Below are 21439 nucleotides of genomic sequence, written 5' to 3'. Positions count from 1 at the left end.
AAAAGGTACCATGTGCTTACACGGCAGCCATGGCAGCCAAAACGCTCTGCCAGCTCTTGCTGCGTGCAGCAGGCACCGGGGCAGGGCGGGTGCGCTGTGCAGCAGGGACACTATGACCGGTCGCAGAGGATACCGTCAGGGCAGGGGAGGGGCAGAAGAACACAGCAGTGTCCTTTGTCAGCCACTGCGCAGCCAGAGCAGCGGCCTGCGGGTCAGACTGCAGGGCGCGGCGCTCGTTCCCGGCCAGAAAATCAGCCAGCCAGTACAAAATTGCGCCCAGCGGCAGGCAGGGGGAAGCGTCCTGATTCCAGTAGCTCCAGCGTGCACCGCAGCCAAGGTGACTTTCCACTGTGATCTGTGCACCGGTGCGGGCATTCTGCGGGATGGCACCAACATAGTTGGTCCCGGCGCGCTGCCCCAGCTCCTCAATAAGGCGCTGGGTGCGGGCAGCATCCAGCCGATCCTCCCGGCAGTAGGCGCGGAAGTCGGTCTGGCTGAGCAGGCTGTCGGCACTGGACGGAAAACGCCCGGTCAACTGCCCATCCGCATTGTGGCACAGCTGCCAGCCCTTGCGGAACAGCTGGAAATTCAGGCAGCGCCGCCCCATGGTGGAGTAGCACACAAGGGCGCTCTGCTCCCCGGGCAGCTGTTTTACTTCAAGATAGGCATCGTTGCCGCAGGTGTCCTGCAAACGGATGGTGAGCAGCAGCTGTGCACCGGCGTGCAGGGTGGACATGGCGTTGTGCATGGCGTCAAAATAACGGGAAGCGTCCATGATTGATCTCCTTCCTAAAAAGCAAACAGCGAAACGTTGTAAAAGTGCCAGCCGGGTGATCGGGCCGACAGGCTGTATAAAACTTCTCTGAACATAGTATAGCATACTTTTGAGAAAAAAACAACTGCAAGTTTCTTCAAGACGACAAAATTTTGCAAAAGCTTATGGCGCAGAGCAAACAGAAGTTCAAAGCATGGTTGTACTTTATGATAAGCGGTTGTGAAAAAATGACCCCTGCGGGAGATGCCGGCTAAGGCAGGAGTTGCTCCCACAGGGGTCATTTTATATTTTTCAATCGCCAAGCTCCCGGATCTCGTTCTGGATCAATCGCCCGGCAGCGCGGGCAAGCTGATCCATGCCGCGGATGCGCGCCATATTTTTGCCGTAGATCTGCGTGGCGGCACCGGCGCTGCTGTCCTCGCCCATAAAAACGGCAGACACTCGCACGCCCTGCCGCTGCAAGGTGCGCACCTGCGCGGCGGTATCGGTAACACCGGCGGCGTCCTCGTAGGCGCAGCCCAGCGGGTTCTCTGCTGTGGGCGGAATGCGGCGGCTGTCGTTGGGGCTGGCATCGGTCAGCAGGATCATCAGATGACGCGGGGCGGGGCCGGGGGCATACCGGATCAGATCGCCCGCAGCTCGCAGCGCCAGACCGTCCCGGTTCCAACCTGAGGCGAAGTACCGGAAGATGCTCTGCCGGTTCTTGTCAGCAAAGCCTTTCAGCACCCGCAGTACCGTGTAGCCCCGCAGGCTGCTGAAGGCGCTTACTCGCACCGGAATGCCGCAGTTGGCCAAGCTTTCGGCCAATATGACGCCCTGCGCCGCAATTACCTCCTGACAGTGCAGGCGGGAGGCGGAGGCGTCCAGCAGCAGATCCACCGTAAAGGCGGGGCAGTTTTCCTCCTCCGGGCACAAAAACACCCTGTTATCGTTCAGGTAAGGGGCGCGCCACACCCGCCCGGCGCACAGGTTGCCGCTGCGTGCCACCCGCTGGTCGGGCTGCTGATGCACCAGAATACAGTTGCGGATCTGCTCGGTAAGGCGCAGTACAACACTTCGATGCAGTTCCTGATTTTTTGCATAGTAGGCGCGGTTGCGTTCGGCCTGCAATTCGGCTTGCTGCGCCAGCTGCCGCGCTTCCGGGGTGGGTGCCTGCGCCGGGCTGGGTACACCGGCGCTGAACCACAAATGACAGCCCAAATGCACCCCAGTGCACAACTCCTGCTCAGTCTTGCGTAGCTGCTCCGGCGGGTAAAAGCAGCGCCCGAAGCAGCTTTCAATGTAGGCGCGATCCTGTGCGGCGCGTTGCTTCAGGGTGATGTTTGCCTGGCGCTTGTTCACCGCCAGCCCGCTGCCTGTGGCATCCACCGCGCCGGAATGCTCTACTGTCACCCGGTCGGTCTTGATCATCTGGGTGGGCATGGTTTTGGTAGCAAGCTTTGCCCAAAAGCCTTGCAGCCGCAGATGCAGCGCGGGCTTCTGACGTACCTCGCCGTCAAACAGGGCAAATTTTGCAAACAGCGCCAGCAGGTCGTTTTTGAGCTGTGCTGGTTCCGATACGGTCTCCGGCTCCAGCGCGGCGGCAAGGCTGCTCTCGTAAGGGGTCATGACCGGGGCGGTGCGTCCCAGCACCTTGCGCCAGCGTGCAGCCTGCATGGTGTACACCAGCTGGTTTTTCGCCATCCACTCCTGCCGCGAAAGCTTGTACTGGATGGCAAAAAAGTAGTCCGCGTGGGCAAACCGCAGCGCCTCCAGCACCGGGCGGCGGGGCAGCTCCAGCCGGTATGCGGCGTTTTCCAGATATAGCCACGCCATATCGTCCAGCATGGGCTGGCGTGTGTCACCCTCCCAAGCGGAAAAAATGTCCCGAATCAGCGCGTCACCGTAGTATTTGTGCACCAGCCCTACGATGCAGTTCATGTAAAAATCAATGGTGCCGTCCGTGTTGCGGGCCAGAAACAGCGGCTCAAAACCGTAGGCTCCGGCAGCGGCCCAGACCTGATTGGCCGCGCGCCGCTCCTGTGCGGTGTAGCTTTGGGCGTCCATCAGGCAAACAGCTTTCCGGCATCCAACTTGGCCGGGATGCGTGCGGCAATCACGTCCCGAATCAGCCCCTGCTCGTAGGAGTCAAAGGCCTTGTTGGTGATGCCCATATCCAGCGCCGCCCCGGCCGGGATGCCCCGCCGAATCAGCCGCAGCGCGTCCAGCATACCGCGCAGATCCAGCGCTTTGGTGGAAATCTCGGCACTGTCGCACTTTTTCTGCAGGTCCAGAAACAGCAGTGCAAACTGGTGCACATATTTTGCGGTAAGATCCGGGAACTGCGCCCGCAGCAGCTTTTCCAGATTATCTTGGGTGATGGTGGGCATCTGCACCACTGCAAAGCGGGAGGTCAGCGCCTCGTTCAGCTCCCGGGTGCCCGCGTAGCCGTAGTTCATGGTGGCAATAAAGCGGGTCTCCTCGGCCAGCGGGATGCGGTCGTAACCGGGTACGTCGATGGCGCGGCGGAAGTCCAGCACCGCGTGCAGCACTGCCAGCGCCTCGTTTTTGGCCATGTTGATCTCGTCCAGCACGCCGAAGCCGCCGCACTGTGCGCAGCGGTACACAGGCCCGGGACGGAACACTACCTGCCCGTCTGCAAAGGTATCCATGCCGATGAGGGAGGCAGCGTCCATGTTTACATGAAAGGAGATGTCCCATGCGGGGCGGCCAAAAGCGGCGGCAAGGTTTTCTGCCAGCACGTTTTTGCCGGTGGCCTTGCCGCCGGCCAGCAGCAGGTTTTCGCCGCAGAGGATGGCCGCCAGCGCCTGCTCCCACACCTCTTTGCCGTAGTAGGTAAAGGCAGGGGCGGGGATGCGCGGGCGCAGCACCTCGCTGAGCGGATGGGCGGCGCGGTATTCCTGCACCGCCGTAAGCAGGGCGGGGTCCACCCCTTCCTGCCGTAAGGTATCCAGAATATCCGACATTTGTACAAACACCTCGATCTTGTGACCGGGCGGGAATGAACTGCCCGGTTTCACGCTTATCATAGCACAATCGCGGGCATTTGTGTAGAGGGTGTGCGGGGCAAAAACGCAAAGAGGGGCAGCCCCAAATCGGGCTGCCCCTCTTCACATGAAAAAGAAGAAAAGAAGAAACGCTTAGAGTATGTCGGAGAACTGCGCTTTATCAGGCATTCTCCAGACCGGCCATCTGCTTGACAGCCTTCATGGCGTAGGTCAGGGTACGACCCATAGCCACACCGGCCATCAGGCAGGGGTAGTTGTTGGCAAAGAAGCTGCCGGACATATCACCGGTGATGTACAGACCCTCCATGGGCTGGTTGTTGGTGTCCAGAGCCTGACCCTTTTCGTTGATGGCGATGCCCTGCTCGGTGGTCAGCAGAGAGGCACCCAGCCAGCAGCCGTAGAAGGGAGCAGTGCGGATGGCGCTCAGACGGTAAGCGGGCTTGCCGAAGTCCTCGTCGTTCTGCTTATCGTACAGCTCGTTGTAGCGCTCCACGGTGGCAAGGAAGGTGTCCTTTGCCGCACCGGTAAAGCCCATCTTGTCGGCCAGCTCCTCGAGGGTATCGGCCTTGAAAAAGCAGCCCTCCTTCTCGCCGTTCTCGACCTGCTGAGCAAAGTAGTCCTCGCCGAGGTTGCGGGTCTGGGCAGAGCAGCCGATGGTGTGGAAGCGCTTTGCATCCTCGATGAAGTTTGCATCGCTGATCTGGGCGTAAACGCGGCCCGGCTGGTGGGCAGCGGCGTAGACGATATCGTTGTAGGGACTGCTCTCGTTGGCAAAGCGCTCGCCGTTGCGGTTCACCTTCAGGAAAGGCTGGGTGCCGGGGTTGAACTGGCGGATCTTGCCCGGGAAGGCCTTACCGCCAAAGGCAGAGTCGCTGTCCACATAACCGGCATCCACACCGGGGGCAACGATGCCGCGGTCAAACAGCATGGGAGCGGCTTCCTTGTCCAGATTAGCGCCTGCCCACACTGCTGCACGGATGCCGTAGCCCTTGTCGGCGGGGGAGTAGGAGCAGGCGGTGGTCACGCTGGTGCCCAGCGGGTCCAGCTGTTCCATCATGTAAGGGTTGCCGGGAAAGCCGCCGCAGGCCAGCAGCACGCCCTGATTGGCGTTGTAACGGATGAAGTGGTCATCTTCGGTGCTCTGGGCGATGACGCCGGTAATGCGGCCATCGCTGTTCTTTTCCAGCTTGGCAAGGCTGGTCTTGAAGTCTACATCGTAGCCCAGCTCCTGAATGTACTGCAGCAGCAGCTCGTTGCGGGGCAGACCGGATGCGCTCTCGCTGGCCATGTAGTTGTGCTCCTGCACAGGGTAGAGGTAGTCGGTGTTGTGCTCGGCATTCTCTGCGGGCCATGCAGCCTCGCTGCCGGAGGTGAAATCGCACACCCAGCCGTACTTATCTTCCAGAATGCTGCGCATAAAGTCGTGCATGGCAGCAGATTCGTTGATCCAGGTTTTGACAACGCGCTGGTCGCACTTGCCGGAGGCGTAGCGGGAGATCTCGCTCAGCAGCTTTGCCTTATCGGTGGCGGGTTCGCCAGCTTCCTTAGCGGCAGCAGAATCAACAGCGCCGTACCAGTGACGGGTGTCCTGCACGTTGGCGTTCTGCTCGATAACACGGAAGTTCAGGCCGTTGGCAGCCGCATAGGCGGCAGCGAACATACCGCCATTGCCAGCGCCCACGATCAGGATGTCGGTGTCCACGGTCTCGGTGATGGCGGCCTCGTCGATGTCAGGCTCTTTGCCCAGCCAGTCGTTCTCATCGCCGGTGGGCAGCTGCACGCTGGAGACCACGGCCTCGCCCTTAGCCTGTGCGTAGCAGCTCTTGGCAGCCTTCATCACGGCGTCGGAGGTGATGGTAGAACCGGAAACACCGTCGATCTCGGCAGAACCAGCAGCCAGCAGCTGCTCGCGCAGCTCATCGGCAGCGGCAGCGCCGAAGGAAGCGGTCTCGCCGGAGGTATCCACCACCACGTCGGTGACAGCGCTGTCGGAGAAGGTCATAGTGACCTTGACGGTGGAGGAAATACCCTCGGCAGTGCCCTCGTAGGTGCCGGGGATGTACTGACCGGCAGCACCGGAAGTGGAGGCAGAACCGGAAGCGGAATTGCAGGCAGCCAGAGCACCGGCGGTCACACCGCTCATGGCGGCGGCAGCGGCGATCTTGATAAAGCCCTTACGGGAAATTTTGTTCATAGGTACGCTCTCTTTCTTTTTGTTCTTCTTTGTGTTCCTTCTTATCGTGCAGCAAAGTAAAAGGCACTTTGCGGAATCCTTAACAATTGTAGCGTAGAAGGGCACTATTTACAATTCGAGTTTTGAATATTATAATTAAGGAAAACCTAATGTATTGCGGGAGGGAGAAAAGCATGAACGAGAGCGCACTGGAAGGCTTTGTAAAGATCGTGGAACTGAACAGCTTTTCTGCGGCGGCAGAGGCACTGTATCTTTCCCAGTCGGCACTTTCGCAGCAGATCCGCACGCTGGAAGGGCAGCTGCAGTTCGAGCTGTTCCAGCACGTGCCCCGCCGGGTGGTGCTGACCCCGGCGGGACAGGATTTTTACCCCAAGGCAAAGCAGCTGGTGGCTCTGTATCAGCAGGCGTTGCGCCACGCCCGCGCGGTGCAACAGCAGGAAAAACCGCCGGAACGGCATCTGGTGATTGCAGGCTGCCATGAGGCAATGCGGATGTTCGCATACGACTTGTTTTCCCTGACAAGTGACTTGTGCCTGCAGTATACCTCCATTCTGGGGTGGTGTGCCAACCGCAGCGAGGTCTGGCGCAGCCTGAAAAAAGGGGAGATGGATCTTTCCTTCCAGCTGGAAAGTGCAGAGTTCTACGCGCAGGGGCTTACCTTTGTGCCGCTGTTCTATATGCCAGAACTTTGCATCCCCATCCACCCGCCCGCTGATATGCCGGTGGGCAGATTGACCTTGGAACAGGCATTGCAATATCGCTGGCTACCCATCAAGGAGATGTACCAGACTGTCTACGAAACAAGCCTGCTGCAGGAGGGAATGGACCGAGGGGTGGAGTTTACGCCGGTGGGCGGTATCCGCAGTGCGGCCTACGGCGACCCGGCACTCAAGATGGTCCCGGCGGTCTATTACCGCAGGCCGGACCTCAGTTTTGTGCGGGTACTGGACTGGGGCAGGGGACACCGCTTCGGCGTTGTGCTGGGGCAAAAGCGCGAGGATCCGGTAGTAATGGCCTATGTCCGCGCCTTGCAGCAACAGCTGCCGCCCCTTGCGGAAAAGTTGTTCGGCCTGAAGCTGGAACCGGTGGAGGAATCATAAAGAAAAGACGAAAACCCTCTCAGGCACCGACAGATGTAGAAAAGCTCCCCCCTCTCGGGGGGAGCTGGCATCGCGCAGCGATGACTGAGAGGGTAAAACAAAGAGCACCTATTGCCCTAAAAAGGCGACAGGTGCTCTTTTTGCAATTATATTGTGACGACAGGTGCTTTAATCCACCACGTCCTCAAACTGGCTGTTGTACAGGTCAGCGTAGAAGCCGCCTGCCTCGATCAGCTGGTCGTGGGTGCCCTGCTCCACAATGTCGCCGTCCCGCATCACAAGGATGAGGTCGGCATCCCGGATGGTGGAAAGGCGGTGGGCGATGACAAAGCTGGTGCGCCCCTCCATTAGGCGGTCCATGGCGGTCTGGATGCGCTGCTCGGTGCGGGTATCCACGCTGCTGGTAGCCTCGTCCAAAATCAGGATGCGGTTATCTGCCAGAATGGTGCGGGCGATGGTGAGCAGCTGCTTTTGTCCCTGACTGACGTTGGAGGCGTCCTCGTTCAGCTCCATCTGGTAGCCGCCGGGCAGGGTGCGGATAAAGTGGTCGGCGTTGGCAGCCTTTGCGGCAGCAATCACCTCTTCATCGGTGGCGTCCAGCCGGCCGTAGCGGATGTTCTCCATGATGGTGCCCTTAAACAGCCATGTGTCCTGCAGCACCATGCCAAAGCCTTCGCGCAAGGCGCTGCGGTCAAAGTCCCGCACATTGTGGCCGTTCAGGGTGATAGAACCGGCGTCCACATCGTAAAAGCGCATCAGCAGCTTGACCATGGTGGTCTTGCCCGCACCGGTGGGGCCTACGATGGCTACCTTCTGGCCGGGCTGCACCGTGCAGCTGAAGTCGTGGATGACGGTCTTGTCCGGGGTGTAGCCGAAGCGCACATGGTCAAAGGTGACCTGTCCGTCAATGTCGGCGGGGTCGGCGCGGCGGGCAGGGTCGGCCAACTGCGCCTCCTCCGGCTCGTTCAAAAACTCGAACACGCGCTCGGCAGCAGCAGCCATGCTTTGCAGCATATTGGACACCTGCGAAAGCTGCTGGATGGGCTGGGTAAAGTTTTTGACATACTGGATAAAAGCCTGAATATCACCAATGGTGATAACACCGTTTGCAGCAAAAATGCTGCCCACGATGGCCACTGCCACATAGCCCAAGTTGCCCACAAAGTTCATGATGGGCATCATCAGACCGGAGAGGAACTGGCTTTTCCATGCGGATTCGTACAGCTTATCGTTGGCGGCGTTGAAGTCTGCCAGTACCACGGCTTCGCGGTTAAACGCCTTGACCACATTGTGGCCGGCGTAGATCTCCTCGACCTGACCGTTGACCACGCCCAGCGTAGCCTGCTGTGCCTTGAAGTACTTCTGGCTGAACTTGACCACCACCAGCACCAGCGCCAGCGATACCGGTAAGATCAGCAGGGCAATCAGGGTCATGCGGGGGCTGATGGAAAACATCATCACCAGCACACCGATCATGGTGGTCACGCTGGTGATCAGCTGGGTGATGCTCTGGTTCAAGCTCTGGCCCAGTGTGTCCACATCGTTGGTGATGCGGGAGAGCACCTCGCCCACGGTGCGCTTTTCAAAGTACGCCAGCGGCAGGCGGTTGATCTTTTCACTGATCTGGCGGCGGAAGTCGTAGCAGACCTTCTGGGAAAGGCCGGTCATCAGCCAGCCCTGAATAAAGCTGAAGGCGCTGCTCAGCAGGTACATTCCCAGCAAAAACAGCAGAATGCGGCCGATATACACAAAATCGATGCTGCCGGTGCCGCGCAGCCGGGCGATCCAGCCGGTGGCAAGGGCGGTGGTGGCTTTTGCCAGCACCTTGGGGCCTGCAATGTTGAAGATGGTGGACAGAACAGCAAACAGCATGGCTGCCGCAAGGGGCAGCTTGTAGTGGCTCATAGTGCGGATGAGCTGCCGCAGCGTGCCTTTAAAGTTCTTGGCGCGCTCAGTGGTGGGACGTCCGGGTCTGGGCATATCACTCACCCTCCTTTTCCGTATTCAAGGTATCCAGCGCCAGCTCTTTCTGGCTCAGCTGGCTGCGGGCGATCTCCTGATATTCCGGGCAGCTGACCATCAGCTGGGCGTGGGTGCCCTTGCCCACCAGCCTGCCCTCGTCCAGCACAAGGATCTGGTTTGCGTGCAGCACGGTGGAGATGCGCTGTGCCACAATGATCACAGTGGCGTTGTCGGTCTGTGCCTTCAAAGCGCGGCGCAGCGTTACATCGGTCTTGTAGTCCAGTGCCGAGAAGCTGTCGTCAAACAGATAGACCTTGGGATTTTTGGCAATTGCCCGGGCAATGGAAAGCCGCTGCTTCTGGCCGCCCGATACGTTGGAGCCGCCCTGTGCGATGGGGCTTTGGTAGCCCTCCGGCTTTGCTTCAATAAAATCAGTGGCCTGCGCAATGGCAGCAGCTTTTTGTACCTGCGCATCGGTGATATCTTCGCCGCCGAATTTCAGATTGCTCTCAATGGTGCCGCTGAACAGCACACCCTTCTGGGGCACATAGCCCAGCAGGTCGTGCAGCTGTGCCTGCGGCATCTTGCGCACGTCAATGCCGTCCACGGTCACCTTGCCGCCGGTCACATCGTAAAAGCGGGGAATCAGGTTGAGCAGGGTGGACTTGCCGCAGCCGGTGGAGCCGATGATGGCGGTAGTCTCGCCGGGTTTTGCGGTAAAGCTGATGTGCTCCAGTGCATCGCTGTCTGCACCGGGGTAACGGAAGCTTACGTCCTCGAACTGCACCACGCCCTGCCAGTCGGTGTGCGCCTGTGCAGTTTTTGCGGCGGTTTCGTCCGGATCGTGGATGGAGGCTTTGGTGCGGATGACCTCGTCGATACGATCCGCAGCCACACCAGCGCGGGGCAGCATGACGGCCACCATGGCCAGCATCAAAAAGGACATGACGATCTGCATGGTGTAGGTGATAAAGGCGATCATTTCGCCCACCTGCATGGTGCCGGCATCCATAGCTTTGCCGCCGAACCAGACGATGAGCAGGCTGGTACCGTTCATGATCAGGGTCATAAAGGGCATCATGGCCACCATGGCACGGTTGGTGAACAGCTGGGTGCCCATCAGCTCCCGGTTGGCCTTGTCAAAGCGCTGCTCCTCAAACTTTTCGCGGCTGAAGGCGCGCACCGGCATGATGCCGGTCAAAATTTCGCGGCTGACCAGATTCAGCCGGTCCACCAGCTGCTGCATCACCTTGAATTTGGGCATGGCAACGCTCATCAGGAAAATGATGAGCAACAGCAGGATGGCCACGTCCAGCACCACGATCCAGGAAAGGCCGGAGCTGCTGCCCACAACGTGCAGCACACCGCCAATGCCCAGAATGGGCGCATAGGCCACCATGCGCAGCAGGATGACGCAGACGAACTGCACCTGCTGGATATCGTTGGTGGTGCGAGTGATGAGGGAGGCGGTGGAAAAATTCTCGATTTCTGCATTGGAGAAGCCGATGACGCTAGAGAAGGTCTCCCGGCGCAGGTCGCGGCCGATGGCAGCGGACACCCGGGAGGCAAGGAAGCCCACGGCCACAGCCACGACCACCATCAGCAGAGTAAGGGCAAGCATCTGGCCGCCCACCCGGAACAGGTAACCCATCTGCACATTCCGTGCAACGCCCTGTGCCTCGTATTCCAGCTGCACCAGCAGCAAAGACTGGCTTTTCAGGTTTTCCAGCAGGGTGCTGTCCAGCTGGCTCATGGCACTGTCCAGCTGCTTTTGCAGCATACTGCGGTCAAAGCCGGGCATCTGGCTCATGGCGGCAAACTGGCTGCAAACGGTGTCCAGATCTGCTGCCGTGGGGGTGACGGTCTCGGTGTCAGTGTCCGCAGCGGCAGAGGGCATCTCGGCAAGGCCGGTCATGCCCATGCTGCTCTGCCCGGCGGGGGTGTTGGCGGCCTGTGCGGCAGCCATATACAGCACGATGTCCGGGGTGGTCACGGCATCTTCCAGTGCGGTGCGCTCGTCCTCGGTCAGGTCAGAGCGCAGCTGCAGCACGCCATCGTCCTGCAGGTAGTACTGGTAGGCGTTTTGCAGCTTTTGTGCATCCTCTTCGCTCATCAGCAGGCTCAGCGTGTCCAGCGTGCTCTTGCGCAGCGTCTGGGGCAGGGGACTTTCAATGCCGCCCTGCTGGATGCCGGTGTCCACGATCTTGCTGGTGTAGTCCGGCAGGGCAAGGTCGCAGTACGCCTGCACGAACAGCAGCGCGAACACCACAAGGCAGACCGCCCAGTGTCGGGCCAGCTGCTTAAAGATCTTTGTCATGGTTCGTTTCTCCCTTCGGGTCAATGTTGCGCGCGGTATTTTCCGCAAGAATGGCATCCATCAGCGCGCCGCGCAGCGCGTCCATCTGGGCTACCTGCTCCGGCTCTAACCGTGCCAGCACGCTGGCAAAGTAGTCGCGCAGAGCCTGCTCACACTGGTGGCACAGCTCATACCCCTTGGGGGTGACGCGCACCAGCGTTTTGCGGCGGTCGGCGGGGTCCGGTTCCCGCACCACAGTGCCGTCCTGCTCCATCAGCCGCAGCCCGCGCGAGACCGCCGGCAGCGGCTGACGGATCTCTCGGGCAAGGTCGGAGACATAAATGGCACCGTCCTTTCCGTGGCAGTTGATGGAATGCAGCAGGCCTTCCAGCATATTAAAATGGCATTTGGGGCAATCGGCCAGCGCCGCCCGTATCCCGGCCTTGGATGCCTTGCTCAGCTGCCCGATATAGTGGCACATCCCCTGAAAGCTGGGGGTGCTTGGCTCGGACACAACGATCCCTCCTCGTTTGCATTTTTCAAATACTTAACAGCTGTTAAATATTAACGCCTGATAAGCATATTCCTTTTGCAGCCGGATTGCAAGGGGGTAGGGAAATGTTAAACAAAAATTCACAAAAAAATTGTGAGCTTTGTCAATGCGCAAACCGGTTCTCGCTGCATAAAAATAAAGGACAGGCAGAAACGGAGGGTGCGGATGGAGCAGGGATTCCAAGTGTTGTTACAGGTGTTCGGCGGATTGGCGCTGTTTTTATATGGGACGGACAGCCTGTGCCGGGCGGTGCAGCAGGGGGCGGGCAGGCGTCTGCGCGGCCTGCTGGCGCGGTGCACCGCAAACCCGGTGGCGGGGCTGCTGACCGGGGCGGCGGTCACGGCGGTGCTGCAAAGCAGCTCGGCGGTCACGGTCATGGTCATTGCCTTTCTGGCGGCGGGGCTGCTGCAGCTGCGGCAGGCGGTGCCGGTGGTGTTCGGGGCGAATATCGGTACAACGGTCACAGCACAGCTGCTGGCCTTCCGGGTGGAAAGCTGGCGGTATCTGCTGCTGTTTTGCGGGGTGCTGCTCTGTCTGGCCTGCAAAAACTGGCGGGGCCGCTGCGTGGGCGAGGCGGTGTTCGGCTTTGGGCTGCTGTTCGAGGGCGTCACGGTGATGCGCAGCGCCATGGAGCCGCTGCTGCAAAGCCCGTTGCTCCGGTTGGAGCTTGCCCGGGTGCAGCAAAGCCCTTTGCATGGGCTTCTGGCGGGCGTCTGCATGACACTGACAGTACAAAGCAGCTCTGCCACGGTGGCGCTGCTGCAAAGCATGGCGGCGCAGCCCGGGGCGGACGGCGTGCACAGCCTGCTGGGGCTGACCGCTGCCATTCCCATTCTGCTGGGGGATAACATTGGCACCACCGTTACGGCGGTGCTTGCCGCCATCGGGCAGGGAAGAGACGCCAAGCGGGTGGCGGCAGCTCACGCCATCTTCAACCTGAGCGGCGCGGCGGTGTGCTGCGCACTGCTGCAGCCCTTTGCGGCGCTGGTGCGGCTGTGCTCGCCCACAGGGGCAGAGTGTGCCGTGATCGCCCGGCAGATCGCCAACGCCCACACCCTGTTCAACGGGCTGTGTGCGCTGGTCTGGCTGCCCCTGACCGGGCAGATGGTGCGGCTGGTCTGCGCGCTGCTGCCCGATAAAAATCGCCCGAAAGAACGGTTGTAAACCGGAGCGGGGAATGGTATACTGAAGCAGACGGATACTATTATATAAAGGATGGAATGCAATGAAACGGAAAATCGGCAGGCTGTGCATGGTGCTGGGTGCGGTGCTGATCTTGAGCGCCGCCGGGCTGCTGGGTTACAACCGGTGGGATGCCGCCCGGGCAGAAAAGGCCTCGCAGGAAGTATTGGGCGAGCTGGAGCAGACCATGCAAAAGACCATTACGGAGCACCGGCAGGAAAACGAGACCGCAGCCCCGCAGCCGGTGCTGGACCCGGCGCAGGAGATGACCACCGTAGAGGTGGAGGGGCATGACTACATCGGGGTGCTTTCCATCCCGGCGGCAGGGCTGGAACTGCCGGTGATGGCGCAGTGGAGCTACGCCGGGCTGAAGGTCGCCCCCGGACGGTACAGCGGCACTACCTATGCCGATGATCTGGTGCTCTGCGGCCACAACTATGCAAAGCATTTCAGTCCCATCAAGTGGCTGGCGATCGGCAGCCCGGTCTATTTTACGGATGCGGACGGTCTGCGCTGGAGCTACGAGGTGGAGAGCGTGGAGACTTTGCACCCCACCCAGATCGAGGAGATGACCACCGCCACCGAGACAGACAGCTGGGATCTGACTCTGTTCACCTGCACCTCCGGCGGCAACGCCCGGTATGCGGTGCGCTGTGTGCGGACGGGCTACCCCGTCCGGGTGACGGATGCGGCAGAGTGATGCCATCTTTTGCGGGGCGGGACGATTTGGAATGCCAGCCGCGTGTGCTTTGGGCATGATCAGCGGAAAATATATTTTTAATTTCGGGATAGCGGAGCGTCTGCGGACGCTCCGCTATCCCATTTTCACGGGAGGGGGTCGTGACGGAAAACGGCAGCTCCGGCGCCTGTTTCCTGCGGAAATGCGGCGCTGCGGGGGGGACTGCCAAAGCCCCGATTTCCAAGGGGGTGGCTGCGGACAGGGTGAGCAGACCGTGGGAAATCATCCGATTTTTGCGCAAAAAGTCTGCAAAAACATTTGAAAGTCCTTTTTATGGTATCCTGATTGTGCGATACTGTGTTTACCGGGGAAGTCCCGGGAATAAAACAGACACACAGGAGGGAAACACCATGAAGGATTTTGAGTTGCGTTATGTGGGCAGTCATGTGGAGGTATACACCGGCAGTGGTGTGTTCCTGTTTTCGGCCGATACGGTGCGCGAGGCCATGGAAGAGCTGGCCGGGTAAGCGGAGGCATACCGCATCCGAGATGGTATAATGTAAAATGTATGTAAAATAACGGAAAGCTTTTTGTTTGTCACCCGGAAATATGTTGCGGAATGTGTGAAAAAAGTAATTTTCGTGTAAAATAAACCTTGTTGAGACGCCCCCTTTGATGGTATAATAAAAATAAGCGGCTGCCGGAACAGGGCAAGTGCTGTGCACGTGCAAGGTTCCGGCAGCTGTGTGCTGTAAAGGATAAAAAGGGAAGTTTCATATTAGGAGTATCGTTATGGATATCACACACATTACCTCTCTGCTGGGCGGCGTTGCGCTGTTCTTGTACGGTATGTCCATCATGGGCGCCGGACTGGAAAAGCTGGCAGGCGGCAAGATGCAGGGCGTATTGCAAAAGCTTACCTCCTCTACCATCAAGGGCGTGATCTTCGGCACACTGATCACCGGCGTCATCCAGTCGTCGGCTGGTACGGTGGTTATTTGTGTTGGTCTGGTCAACTCCGGTATCATGACACTGACGCAGTCGGTAGGCGTGATCATGGGTGCAAATATTGGTACTACGGTAACAGGTCAGTTGATCCGCATGGCGGATATCTCAGGCGACAGCCTGTGGCTGACCTTGATCCAGCCCAAGACCTTTGCCCCCGTGGTGGCGTTTATTGGCTGCATTTTTTATGTGTTCCTCCGCAATGCCAAAAAGAAGAACATCGGCCAGATCATGCTGGGCTTCGGTATCCTGTTTACCGGCATGAGCCTGATGGATACCGGCGTAGCACCCCTGCGGGAGAGCGCAGTCTTTCAGAATCTGTTCGTCACCATGACCAACCCCATTCTGGGTGTTCTGGTGGGCGTGGTGGTCACCGTGATCATCCAGTCCTCCTCCGCCTCCGTGGGTATTTTGCAGGCACTGTCCAGCACAGGGCTTGTCACCTTCAGCTCTGCTATTCCTATCATTCTGGGCGCGCATATCGGTACGGCGTTCACCCCGCTGCTCACCATCGGCGGCTCTTCCAAGGATGGTAAGCGGGCAGCGCTCATCCACCTGTACTTCAACGTCATCGGCAGCGTGATCCTGCTGGCGCTGATCTATGCGGTGCAGTTTACCATCGGCATCCCCATGTGGGGCGATGTGATGAACAAGAGCTCCATTGCAAACATCCATACCATGTCCAGCGTGTGCGCTATGCTGCTGTTCCTGCCTTGCAGCGGGGTGCTGAGCCGCTTGGCGATGCTCACAGTGCCCAGCAGCGTGGAGGAAGCACAGGAACTGAGTATGCCGGTGCTGGACGAGCGTCTGTACAAGAGCCCGGCTGTGGCTCTGCAGCAGGCTAAGAACGCGGTGATCAAGATGTCCCGCCGCGCCGCCCGCAACGTGGGTCTGGCTGCGCCGCTGCTTTTGAAGATGGACGAGGAGACCGTGAGCGCCATCAAGGTGCGCGAGAACCTGATCGACCGTATGGAGGTGGAGATCACCAACTACCTGATCAAGCTGACCGATCAGGAACTGGGCGATGACGAGAGCCACGCAGTGACCGAGCTGCTGAACTTTGTCACCGAGTTCGAGCGCATCGGCGACTATGCCGTGAACATCATGGAAAAGGCCGAGGAGCTGTACGACAAGGAAGCCAGCTTCAGCGAGAGCGCCAAAAAGGAACTGCAATTGCTGGATGCCGCATTGGAGCGCATTCTGGTTCTGACGGACGAGGCCTTTGAAAACGATGATACCCAGAAGGCTGCACAGGTGGAGCCGCTGGAGGAGATCATCGATGTGATGGTGGAGCGTCTGCGTGACCAGCACATCCGCCGCCTGAAGGACGGCATTTGCTCCATCGACACCGGCGTGGTGTTCCTAGATGTGCTGAACAATGCCGAGCGTATCTCCGACCACTGCTCCAACATTGCGGTGCGCATGGTGGGCATGGAGGCCGGCGATGATTACGACTCCCACACCCTGAAAAGCATTATGCACCACAACCCCAGCAAGGACTATATGCTGGAATATGAGCAGTGCCGCAAGGAGTACCTTGTGCCGCTGGAAGAAATGGAAGCTTGAATCCTATAAATGCAATAGGCCGCTGCACATCGTGCAGCGGCCTATTGCATTTATTCCCCCAGATCCTCCAGCAGCAAGTCCAGCTCCCGGGGGCTGTTGACCACAAGCCCGCGCTTGATGCGTAAGGCGTCGTTTTCGGGCAGAAGATTGGTGTAGATGCCGGTCACACGGATCAAAGTGCCCGGGGTGCCGTCGGCGCGGCAGGTGTACACCGCCACCCGTCCGCCGCTGTCCCGCAGGCAGTAGCGGGCGGTGTCCGTCTGGGGCACTGCCTGCGCGGCAAGGCTCAGGGGAGAGGCGGGGTCGGTCTCAGACCCGGCGGGGCTTTGAGACAGCGGCAGCCTTGGCAGCGCCATCCAGAACAGACTGAATACAATGGTGAATACGCAAAGCCCGTAGAACAGGCAGACAGACAGCTTGCGCATAAAAAACACTCCCTTCCCCGGTAAGTATGCCCCGTTTTGGCGGATAGCAGACAATTTTCACACGCAGATACTGTACTTTCCACAAGAGAGTGTGTTATACTATTTATATCTGCTCAGCGCGCAAAGATTGGTTCTTGCCCGGCTGGGGCTTGCGTGCTATAATATGGTATTGCAGTTTGAAATTTCGTGTCACAAACGATGTGGATAAAGCCCGGTGCAGCTATGCCCGGCAACAGTCTTGAAATGTCAGGAGGCGATCCCTATCTCCAACAATGAGATGAGAAAGATCCACCGGGGCGGCGAGGAGCAGCCTGCCCGCCCGGTGGGACGTAAGGTCAATGTTTCCCAGAGCCGCCGCGAGGTACACTCCGCAGCGGAAAACCGTACCCGCGCGCCCAAGGCACCCAAAAGCCCCAAGCCGCCAAAGGAAAAGAGCAAGCATCCCATCCTGCGGTTCATTGGCCGCACCGTCGCTACGGTGCTCTGCCTTGGCATTATGCTGGGCAGCGTGGTGGCCGTGGGCATGGTGTTCTATGTGGTGCAGGCTACTGCCAACGACGGTGACCTGCTGGACTTGGACAACATTCAGCTGAGCCAGTCCAGTATGGTGGTAGCCACCGACCCGGATACCGGCGCACAGGTGGAGTATGCCACCCTGCGCTCCTCCAACAGCCACCGCGTATGGGCAGACCTTGAGCAGATTCCCTCCAATTTGCAGTATGCCTTCATCTGCACCGAGGATAAGGACTTCTACTCAGAGCCCGGCGTCAACTTCAAGCGCACCATCGGCGCAATGATCAACGAGTATCTGCTGCCCATTTACAGCTCCAAGCAGGGCGCATCCACACTGGAACAGCAGCTCATCAAGAACCTGACCGATGACAACAGCGCCAGCGGTATCGATGGCGCATTGCGCAAGGTGCGCGAGATCTACCGCGCCCTCTGCCTGAGCCGCAGCTACTCCAAGGAGACCATTCTGGAGGCTTACCTGAACACCATCAGCTTTACCGGCACCATTCAGGGTGTGCAGACGGCGGCCAACGAGTACTTCAACAAGGACGTCAGCCAGCTGAGCCTGTGGGAGTGCGCTACCATTGCCTCTATTACCAAAAACCCCACCAACTATAACCCCTATACGAACCCCGAAAATCTGATCCACCGCCGCAACTTCATCATGTACAATATGTGGCAGCAGGGTGTGATCAGCGAGGAGGACTACCGCAACGGCGCTGCACAGCCCCTTGTGCTGGCCGAAGAAGACAGCGGCAAAAAGCCCAGCACCGTCACCTCCTACTTCACCGATGCACTGTTCAATGAGGTCGTGCAGGACATCATGACCAAGGAGGGCATCAGCGAGTCCGAGGCACAGAAGCTGCTCTACACCGGCGGCTTTACCATTGAAGCCACTGTCAACACCAAGCTGCAGTCCCAGATGGAAAACCTGATGCTGAACACCGACGATGCCTACTTCCCGGCGGGCTGGCATGAGGAAGAGGTTACCTCCATTTCGGACGATGATGTGCAGGTGTTCAACGAGGACGGCACCCCCAAGACCCGCACCGGCGAAGATGGCACCGTCTACTATTACCGCAACGTGCGCACGCAGGCTGCTATGGTCACGCTGGACTATGACGGCAACGTGCTGGCCATTGCGGGCGGTCTGGGCGAAAAGACCAAGAGCCTTTCCCTGAACCGCGCCTATAATGTGGAGCGGCAGACCGGTTCTACCATCAAGCCCATCGGTGCCTATGCGCTGGGCATTGAGTACGGTCTGGTCAACTGGTCCACCATGCTCAACAACTCCCCCCTGTACCAGAAGCAGGATATGATCATTCGGGACGAGGACTACTGCCGCAAGAATGGCCTGATGGGGCTCTCCGACAAGCAGCTCCGCGCTTACCCCAACGCATGGCGCAGTTGGCCGCGCAACTACGGCGGCAACTACGGCGATGGCAGCGATCTCCCGCTGTGGAACGGCCTTGCCCGCTCGCTGAATACCATCGCAGTCCGCGTGGGCGACCTTGTGGGCGCAAGCAATATCTTCAACTTCGTCTATAACACCTTGCAGCTGAACACGCTGGATCCCACCAACGATGTGGGTCTGGCGCAGATGGTCATGGGCAGCCAGACCAAGGGCGTTACCCCCATGGCACTGGCCGCAGCCTTCCAGATCTTCTATGATGGCGAGTACACCACCCCGCACCTGTACACTCGTGTGCTGGACCGGGACGGCAACATCTATCTGGAAAACAACGCCACCAGCTATCAGGCACTGACCCCCGATACCGCTTACGTCATGAACCGCCTGCTGAAGAACGTTCTGTTCTCCAGTGTGGGTACTGCCAGCGGCCGCTATCCCAACTCCAACGGCATGGAGGCCTTTGGTAAGACCGGTACTGCCAGCGACGAAAAGGATCTGTGGTTCGTGGGCGGCACGCCCTACTATGTCACCGCTGTGTGGTGGGGCTACGATGCACCTTACGATATGACCAAGACTCTGTCCAAGCAGCAGGCCAAGACCCGTACCTGTGTGACCGCGTGGAAGGCACTGATGGAGCAGGCACAGGCAGACCTGCCCTATAAGGCATTCCCCACCTCCGCAGGCGTGGTGGAGCGCCGCTACTGCACCCAGAGCGGATTGCTGGCCGGTGCAGGCTGCCCGAGCACTGCCGTGGGCTACTACCGTGCCGATGACCTGCCCGATACCTGCACCTATTCCCATGCCGCACCGCAGGCTGCTGCCCCTGCCGAGAACACAGACGATGCTGTGCCCGCCCAGCCGGTCATACCCACCGATACCAGTGCACTGGACACGGAATAAGGACAAAAATCGTACTTTTTCACCCCTTTGCTGAAAAATCCGGCAAGGACAGGGCGCACTTCACAAGACAAAACTGGACAAAGTGACAAAATAGCATCCGGGCTCTTGCATTGCAGGGGTTCGGATGCTATTATATTTTCTGCAAGAACACTTGTGTTTGAGAGGTGAACAAGTTGGAACGCCGTTTTTATCTGGTGGATGCGCAGGTGCTGCCGGAGGTTTTTCTCAAGGTGGTACGCGCCAAGGAGCTGCTGGCCAGCGGCGAAGCCCGCAGCATTTCGGCTGCGACCCGCGCCGTAGAGCTTTCGCGCAGTGCATTTTATAAGTATAAGGATTGTATTTTTGATTCAGAGAACGGCCGTGAGGTCATCACGGTCATGGCCACCCTGCGGGACGAGACCGGTGCGCTGCAAAGCCTTCTGGCCGGTATCAGCGCCGCAGGCGCCAGTATTGTGACCATCAACCAGTCCACCCCGGAGAATGGGGCTGCGCTGGTGGCGGTCACCATCCGCACCGATACCATGCAGATGTCCCCGGAGGAACTGACCGAAAAACTTTCGCGCCAGCGCATGGTGGTGAGTGTGCGCTGTGGGTATAACCTGTAACAAAACAGGAAACGAGGGAAAGAGAGTATGGCTAAAATTGCAATTCTGGGCTTTGGCACGGTGGGCAGCGGCGTATACGAGGTGCTGTGCCACAATGCTGCAAGCGTCTCCCGCCGGGCTGGCGAACCGGTGGAGGTAAAATATATTCTGGACCCGAAGGATTTTACCGGCAACCCGGTGGAGCCCTTGGTGGTCAAGAATATCGACGTGATCCTGCAGGACCCGGAGATCCAGGTGGTGGTGGAGACCATCGGCGGCACCCGCTTTGCTTACCCCTACGTCAAGGCGTGTCTGGAGAGCGGCCGCAGCGTGTGCACCTCCAACAAGGAGATGGTGGCCACCTACGGTGCAGAGTTGCTGGCACTGGCCAAGGAGCACGGCTGCGCCTTCCTGTTCGAGGCCTCTGTGGGCGGCGGTACGCCCATCATCACCCCCATGCACCAGTGCCTGGCGGCCAACGTCATCACCGAGGTGGAGGGCATCGTGAACGGTACCACCAACTTCATGCTCACCAAGATGGTGCGGGAGGGACTGGGCTTTGAGGATGCGCTGCAAATTGCGCAGGAGCTGGGTTACGCAGAGACCAAGGATCCCAGCGATGACGTGGACGGCCGCGACGCCTGCCGCAAGATCGCCATCCTGTCCTCCATGGTGTGCGGCCACCAGATCTACCCCCAGAACATCCCCACCCGGGGCATCCGCGCCATTACCGCCGCCGATGTGGCCAGCGCCGAAAAGCTGGGCTGCGTTATCAAGCTGATCGCATGGATGAAGCTTGGCAAGGACGGCAGCGTGGCCGCCGGTGTAGAGCCGTGTCTGGTGCCCAAGGCAAACCAGCTGGCCAGCGTGGACGATGTGTTCAACGCGGTGCTGGTCAAGGGCGATATGCTGGGCGATGTGGTGTTCTACGGCAAGGGCGCAGGCAAGCTGCCTACCGCCAGCGCTGTGGTGGCAGACGTGGTGGATGCGCTGAAAAACGGCGCACAGGTGCACGACAGCCTGTTCTGGCAGCCTGCGGACCCGGTGGACGGCATGCTCACCGACCCGGCTCCTGCTGCATATTATGTGCGTGTGGCGGGCATTGCACCCGCTGTGGTGGAGGCCATCTACGGCTACGGCAAGGTGGTGGATGAGCGGTACGAGGGCTGCGCCTACTTTGTGAAGCGCGCCGATGAACGTGCGCTGGCAGAGGCCGCGCGCAAGGTGGAGGCCGTGGGCGGCAGTGTGAAGCTGGTGCTCAAGCGTCTGCCCGAGGAAGTGTAACGGAA

General features: G+C 59.3%; 16 protein-coding genes. 7 read left to right on the top strand and 9 right to left on the bottom strand.

Going from position 1 to position 21439, the window contains the following annotated elements; translation table 11 throughout:
* Positions 1–16 precede the first annotated feature (16 nt).
* From MTP43_RS08900 to MTP43_RS08880, 5 genes are all read right to left on the bottom strand, one after another.
* Complete coding sequence (locus MTP43_RS08900; protein WP_249234759.1) at positions 17–775, bottom strand: hypothetical protein; 759 nt, start codon at positions 773–775, stop codon at positions 17–19.
* Between the two features lie 14 nt (positions 776–789).
* A complete protein-coding gene (locus tag MTP43_RS08895; protein ID WP_249234758.1) occupies positions 790–1077 on the bottom strand; it encodes a hypothetical protein in 288 nt (95 codons plus the stop codon).
* On the bottom strand, positions 1067–2821 hold the full coding sequence (locus MTP43_RS08890; RefSeq protein WP_249234757.1) for a hypothetical protein: 1755 nt from the start codon (positions 2819–2821) through the stop codon (positions 1067–1069). Before MTP43_RS08890 ends, MTP43_RS08895 begins: the two co-directional genes overlap by 11 nt.
* Positions 2821–3741: an AAA family ATPase gene (locus MTP43_RS08885; RefSeq protein ID WP_249234756.1), complete on the bottom strand. Its 921-nt coding sequence runs from the start codon at positions 3739–3741 to the stop codon at positions 2821–2823. Before MTP43_RS08885 ends, MTP43_RS08890 begins: the two co-directional genes overlap by 1 nt.
* 202 nt (positions 3742–3943) lie before the next feature.
* Entirely contained in the window at positions 3944–5977 is a 2034-nt protein-coding gene (locus MTP43_RS08880) for an FAD-binding protein (protein ID WP_015537846.1), read from the bottom strand.
* 173 nt (positions 5978–6150) lie between these two features.
* Between MTP43_RS08880 and MTP43_RS08875 the strand changes: the two genes are divergently transcribed.
* Entirely contained in the window at positions 6151–7077 is a 927-nt protein-coding gene (locus MTP43_RS08875; protein ID WP_015537847.1) for a LysR family transcriptional regulator, read from the top strand.
* 168 nt (positions 7078–7245) lie between these two features.
* On the opposite strand, the gene MTP43_RS08870 is transcribed toward MTP43_RS08875, so the two are convergent.
* The 3 genes from MTP43_RS08870 to MTP43_RS08860 are packed head-to-tail and all read right to left on the bottom strand — an operon-like array spanning position 7246 to position 11849.
* Positions 7246–9057: an ABC transporter ATP-binding protein gene (locus tag MTP43_RS08870; protein ID WP_015537848.1), complete on the bottom strand. Its 1812-nt coding sequence runs from the start codon at positions 9055–9057 to the stop codon at positions 7246–7248.
* Between the two features lies 1 nt (position 9058).
* Complete coding sequence (locus MTP43_RS08865) at positions 9059–11356, bottom strand: ABC transporter ATP-binding protein (RefSeq protein ID WP_249234755.1); 2298 nt, start codon at positions 11354–11356, stop codon at positions 9059–9061.
* Positions 11340–11849, bottom strand: coding sequence for a MarR family winged helix-turn-helix transcriptional regulator (locus MTP43_RS08860; protein WP_249234754.1), 510 nt, complete (start codon positions 11847–11849; stop codon positions 11340–11342). Before MTP43_RS08860 ends, MTP43_RS08865 begins: the two co-directional genes overlap by 17 nt.
* A 204-nt stretch (positions 11850–12053) precedes the next feature.
* Between MTP43_RS08860 and MTP43_RS08855 the strand changes: the two genes are divergently transcribed.
* The 3 genes from MTP43_RS08855 to MTP43_RS08845 all read left to right on the top strand — a co-directional run bounded on the left by MTP43_RS08855 (position 12054) and on the right by MTP43_RS08845 (position 16320).
* On the top strand, positions 12054–13052 hold the full coding sequence (locus MTP43_RS08855; protein ID WP_249234753.1) for a Na/Pi cotransporter family protein: 999 nt from the start codon (positions 12054–12056) through the stop codon (positions 13050–13052).
* Between the two features lie 61 nt (positions 13053–13113).
* Complete coding sequence (locus tag MTP43_RS08850; RefSeq protein WP_112090304.1) at positions 13114–13770, top strand: sortase; 657 nt, start codon at positions 13114–13116, stop codon at positions 13768–13770.
* Between the two features lie 771 nt (positions 13771–14541).
* Complete coding sequence (locus tag MTP43_RS08845) at positions 14542–16320, top strand: Na/Pi cotransporter family protein (RefSeq protein WP_005923318.1); 1779 nt, start codon at positions 14542–14544, stop codon at positions 16318–16320.
* A 50-nt stretch (positions 16321–16370) separates the two neighbouring features.
* On the opposite strand, the gene MTP43_RS08840 is transcribed toward MTP43_RS08845, so the two are convergent.
* Complete coding sequence (locus tag MTP43_RS08840; protein ID WP_249234752.1) at positions 16371–16745, bottom strand: hypothetical protein; 375 nt, start codon at positions 16743–16745, stop codon at positions 16371–16373.
* A 277-nt stretch (positions 16746–17022) separates the two neighbouring features.
* Between MTP43_RS08840 and MTP43_RS08835 the strand changes: the two genes are divergently transcribed.
* The 3 genes from MTP43_RS08835 to MTP43_RS08825 all read left to right on the top strand — a co-directional run bounded on the left by MTP43_RS08835 (position 17023) and on the right by MTP43_RS08825 (position 21434).
* Positions 17023–19566, top strand: coding sequence for a transglycosylase domain-containing protein (locus MTP43_RS08835; protein ID WP_113621156.1), 2544 nt, complete (start codon positions 17023–17025; stop codon positions 19564–19566).
* A gap of 164 nt (positions 19567–19730) precedes the next feature.
* Positions 19731–20171: an ACT domain-containing protein gene (locus MTP43_RS08830; protein ID WP_097783589.1), complete on the top strand. Its 441-nt coding sequence runs from the start codon at positions 19731–19733 to the stop codon at positions 20169–20171.
* 27 nt (positions 20172–20198) lie between these two features.
* On the top strand, positions 20199–21434 hold the full coding sequence (locus MTP43_RS08825) for a homoserine dehydrogenase (RefSeq protein WP_113621155.1): 1236 nt from the start codon (positions 20199–20201) through the stop codon (positions 21432–21434).
* Positions 21435–21439: the final 5 nt, after the last annotated feature.

The organism is Faecalibacterium sp. IP-1-18 (assembly GCF_023347355.1).
GTDB classification, from domain to species: domain Bacteria; phylum Bacillota; class Clostridia; order Oscillospirales; family Ruminococcaceae; genus Faecalibacterium; species Faecalibacterium prausnitzii.
The sequence above is the reverse complement of the archived record's forward strand: the minus strand, read 5'-3'. Positions and strand labels throughout refer to the sequence as shown.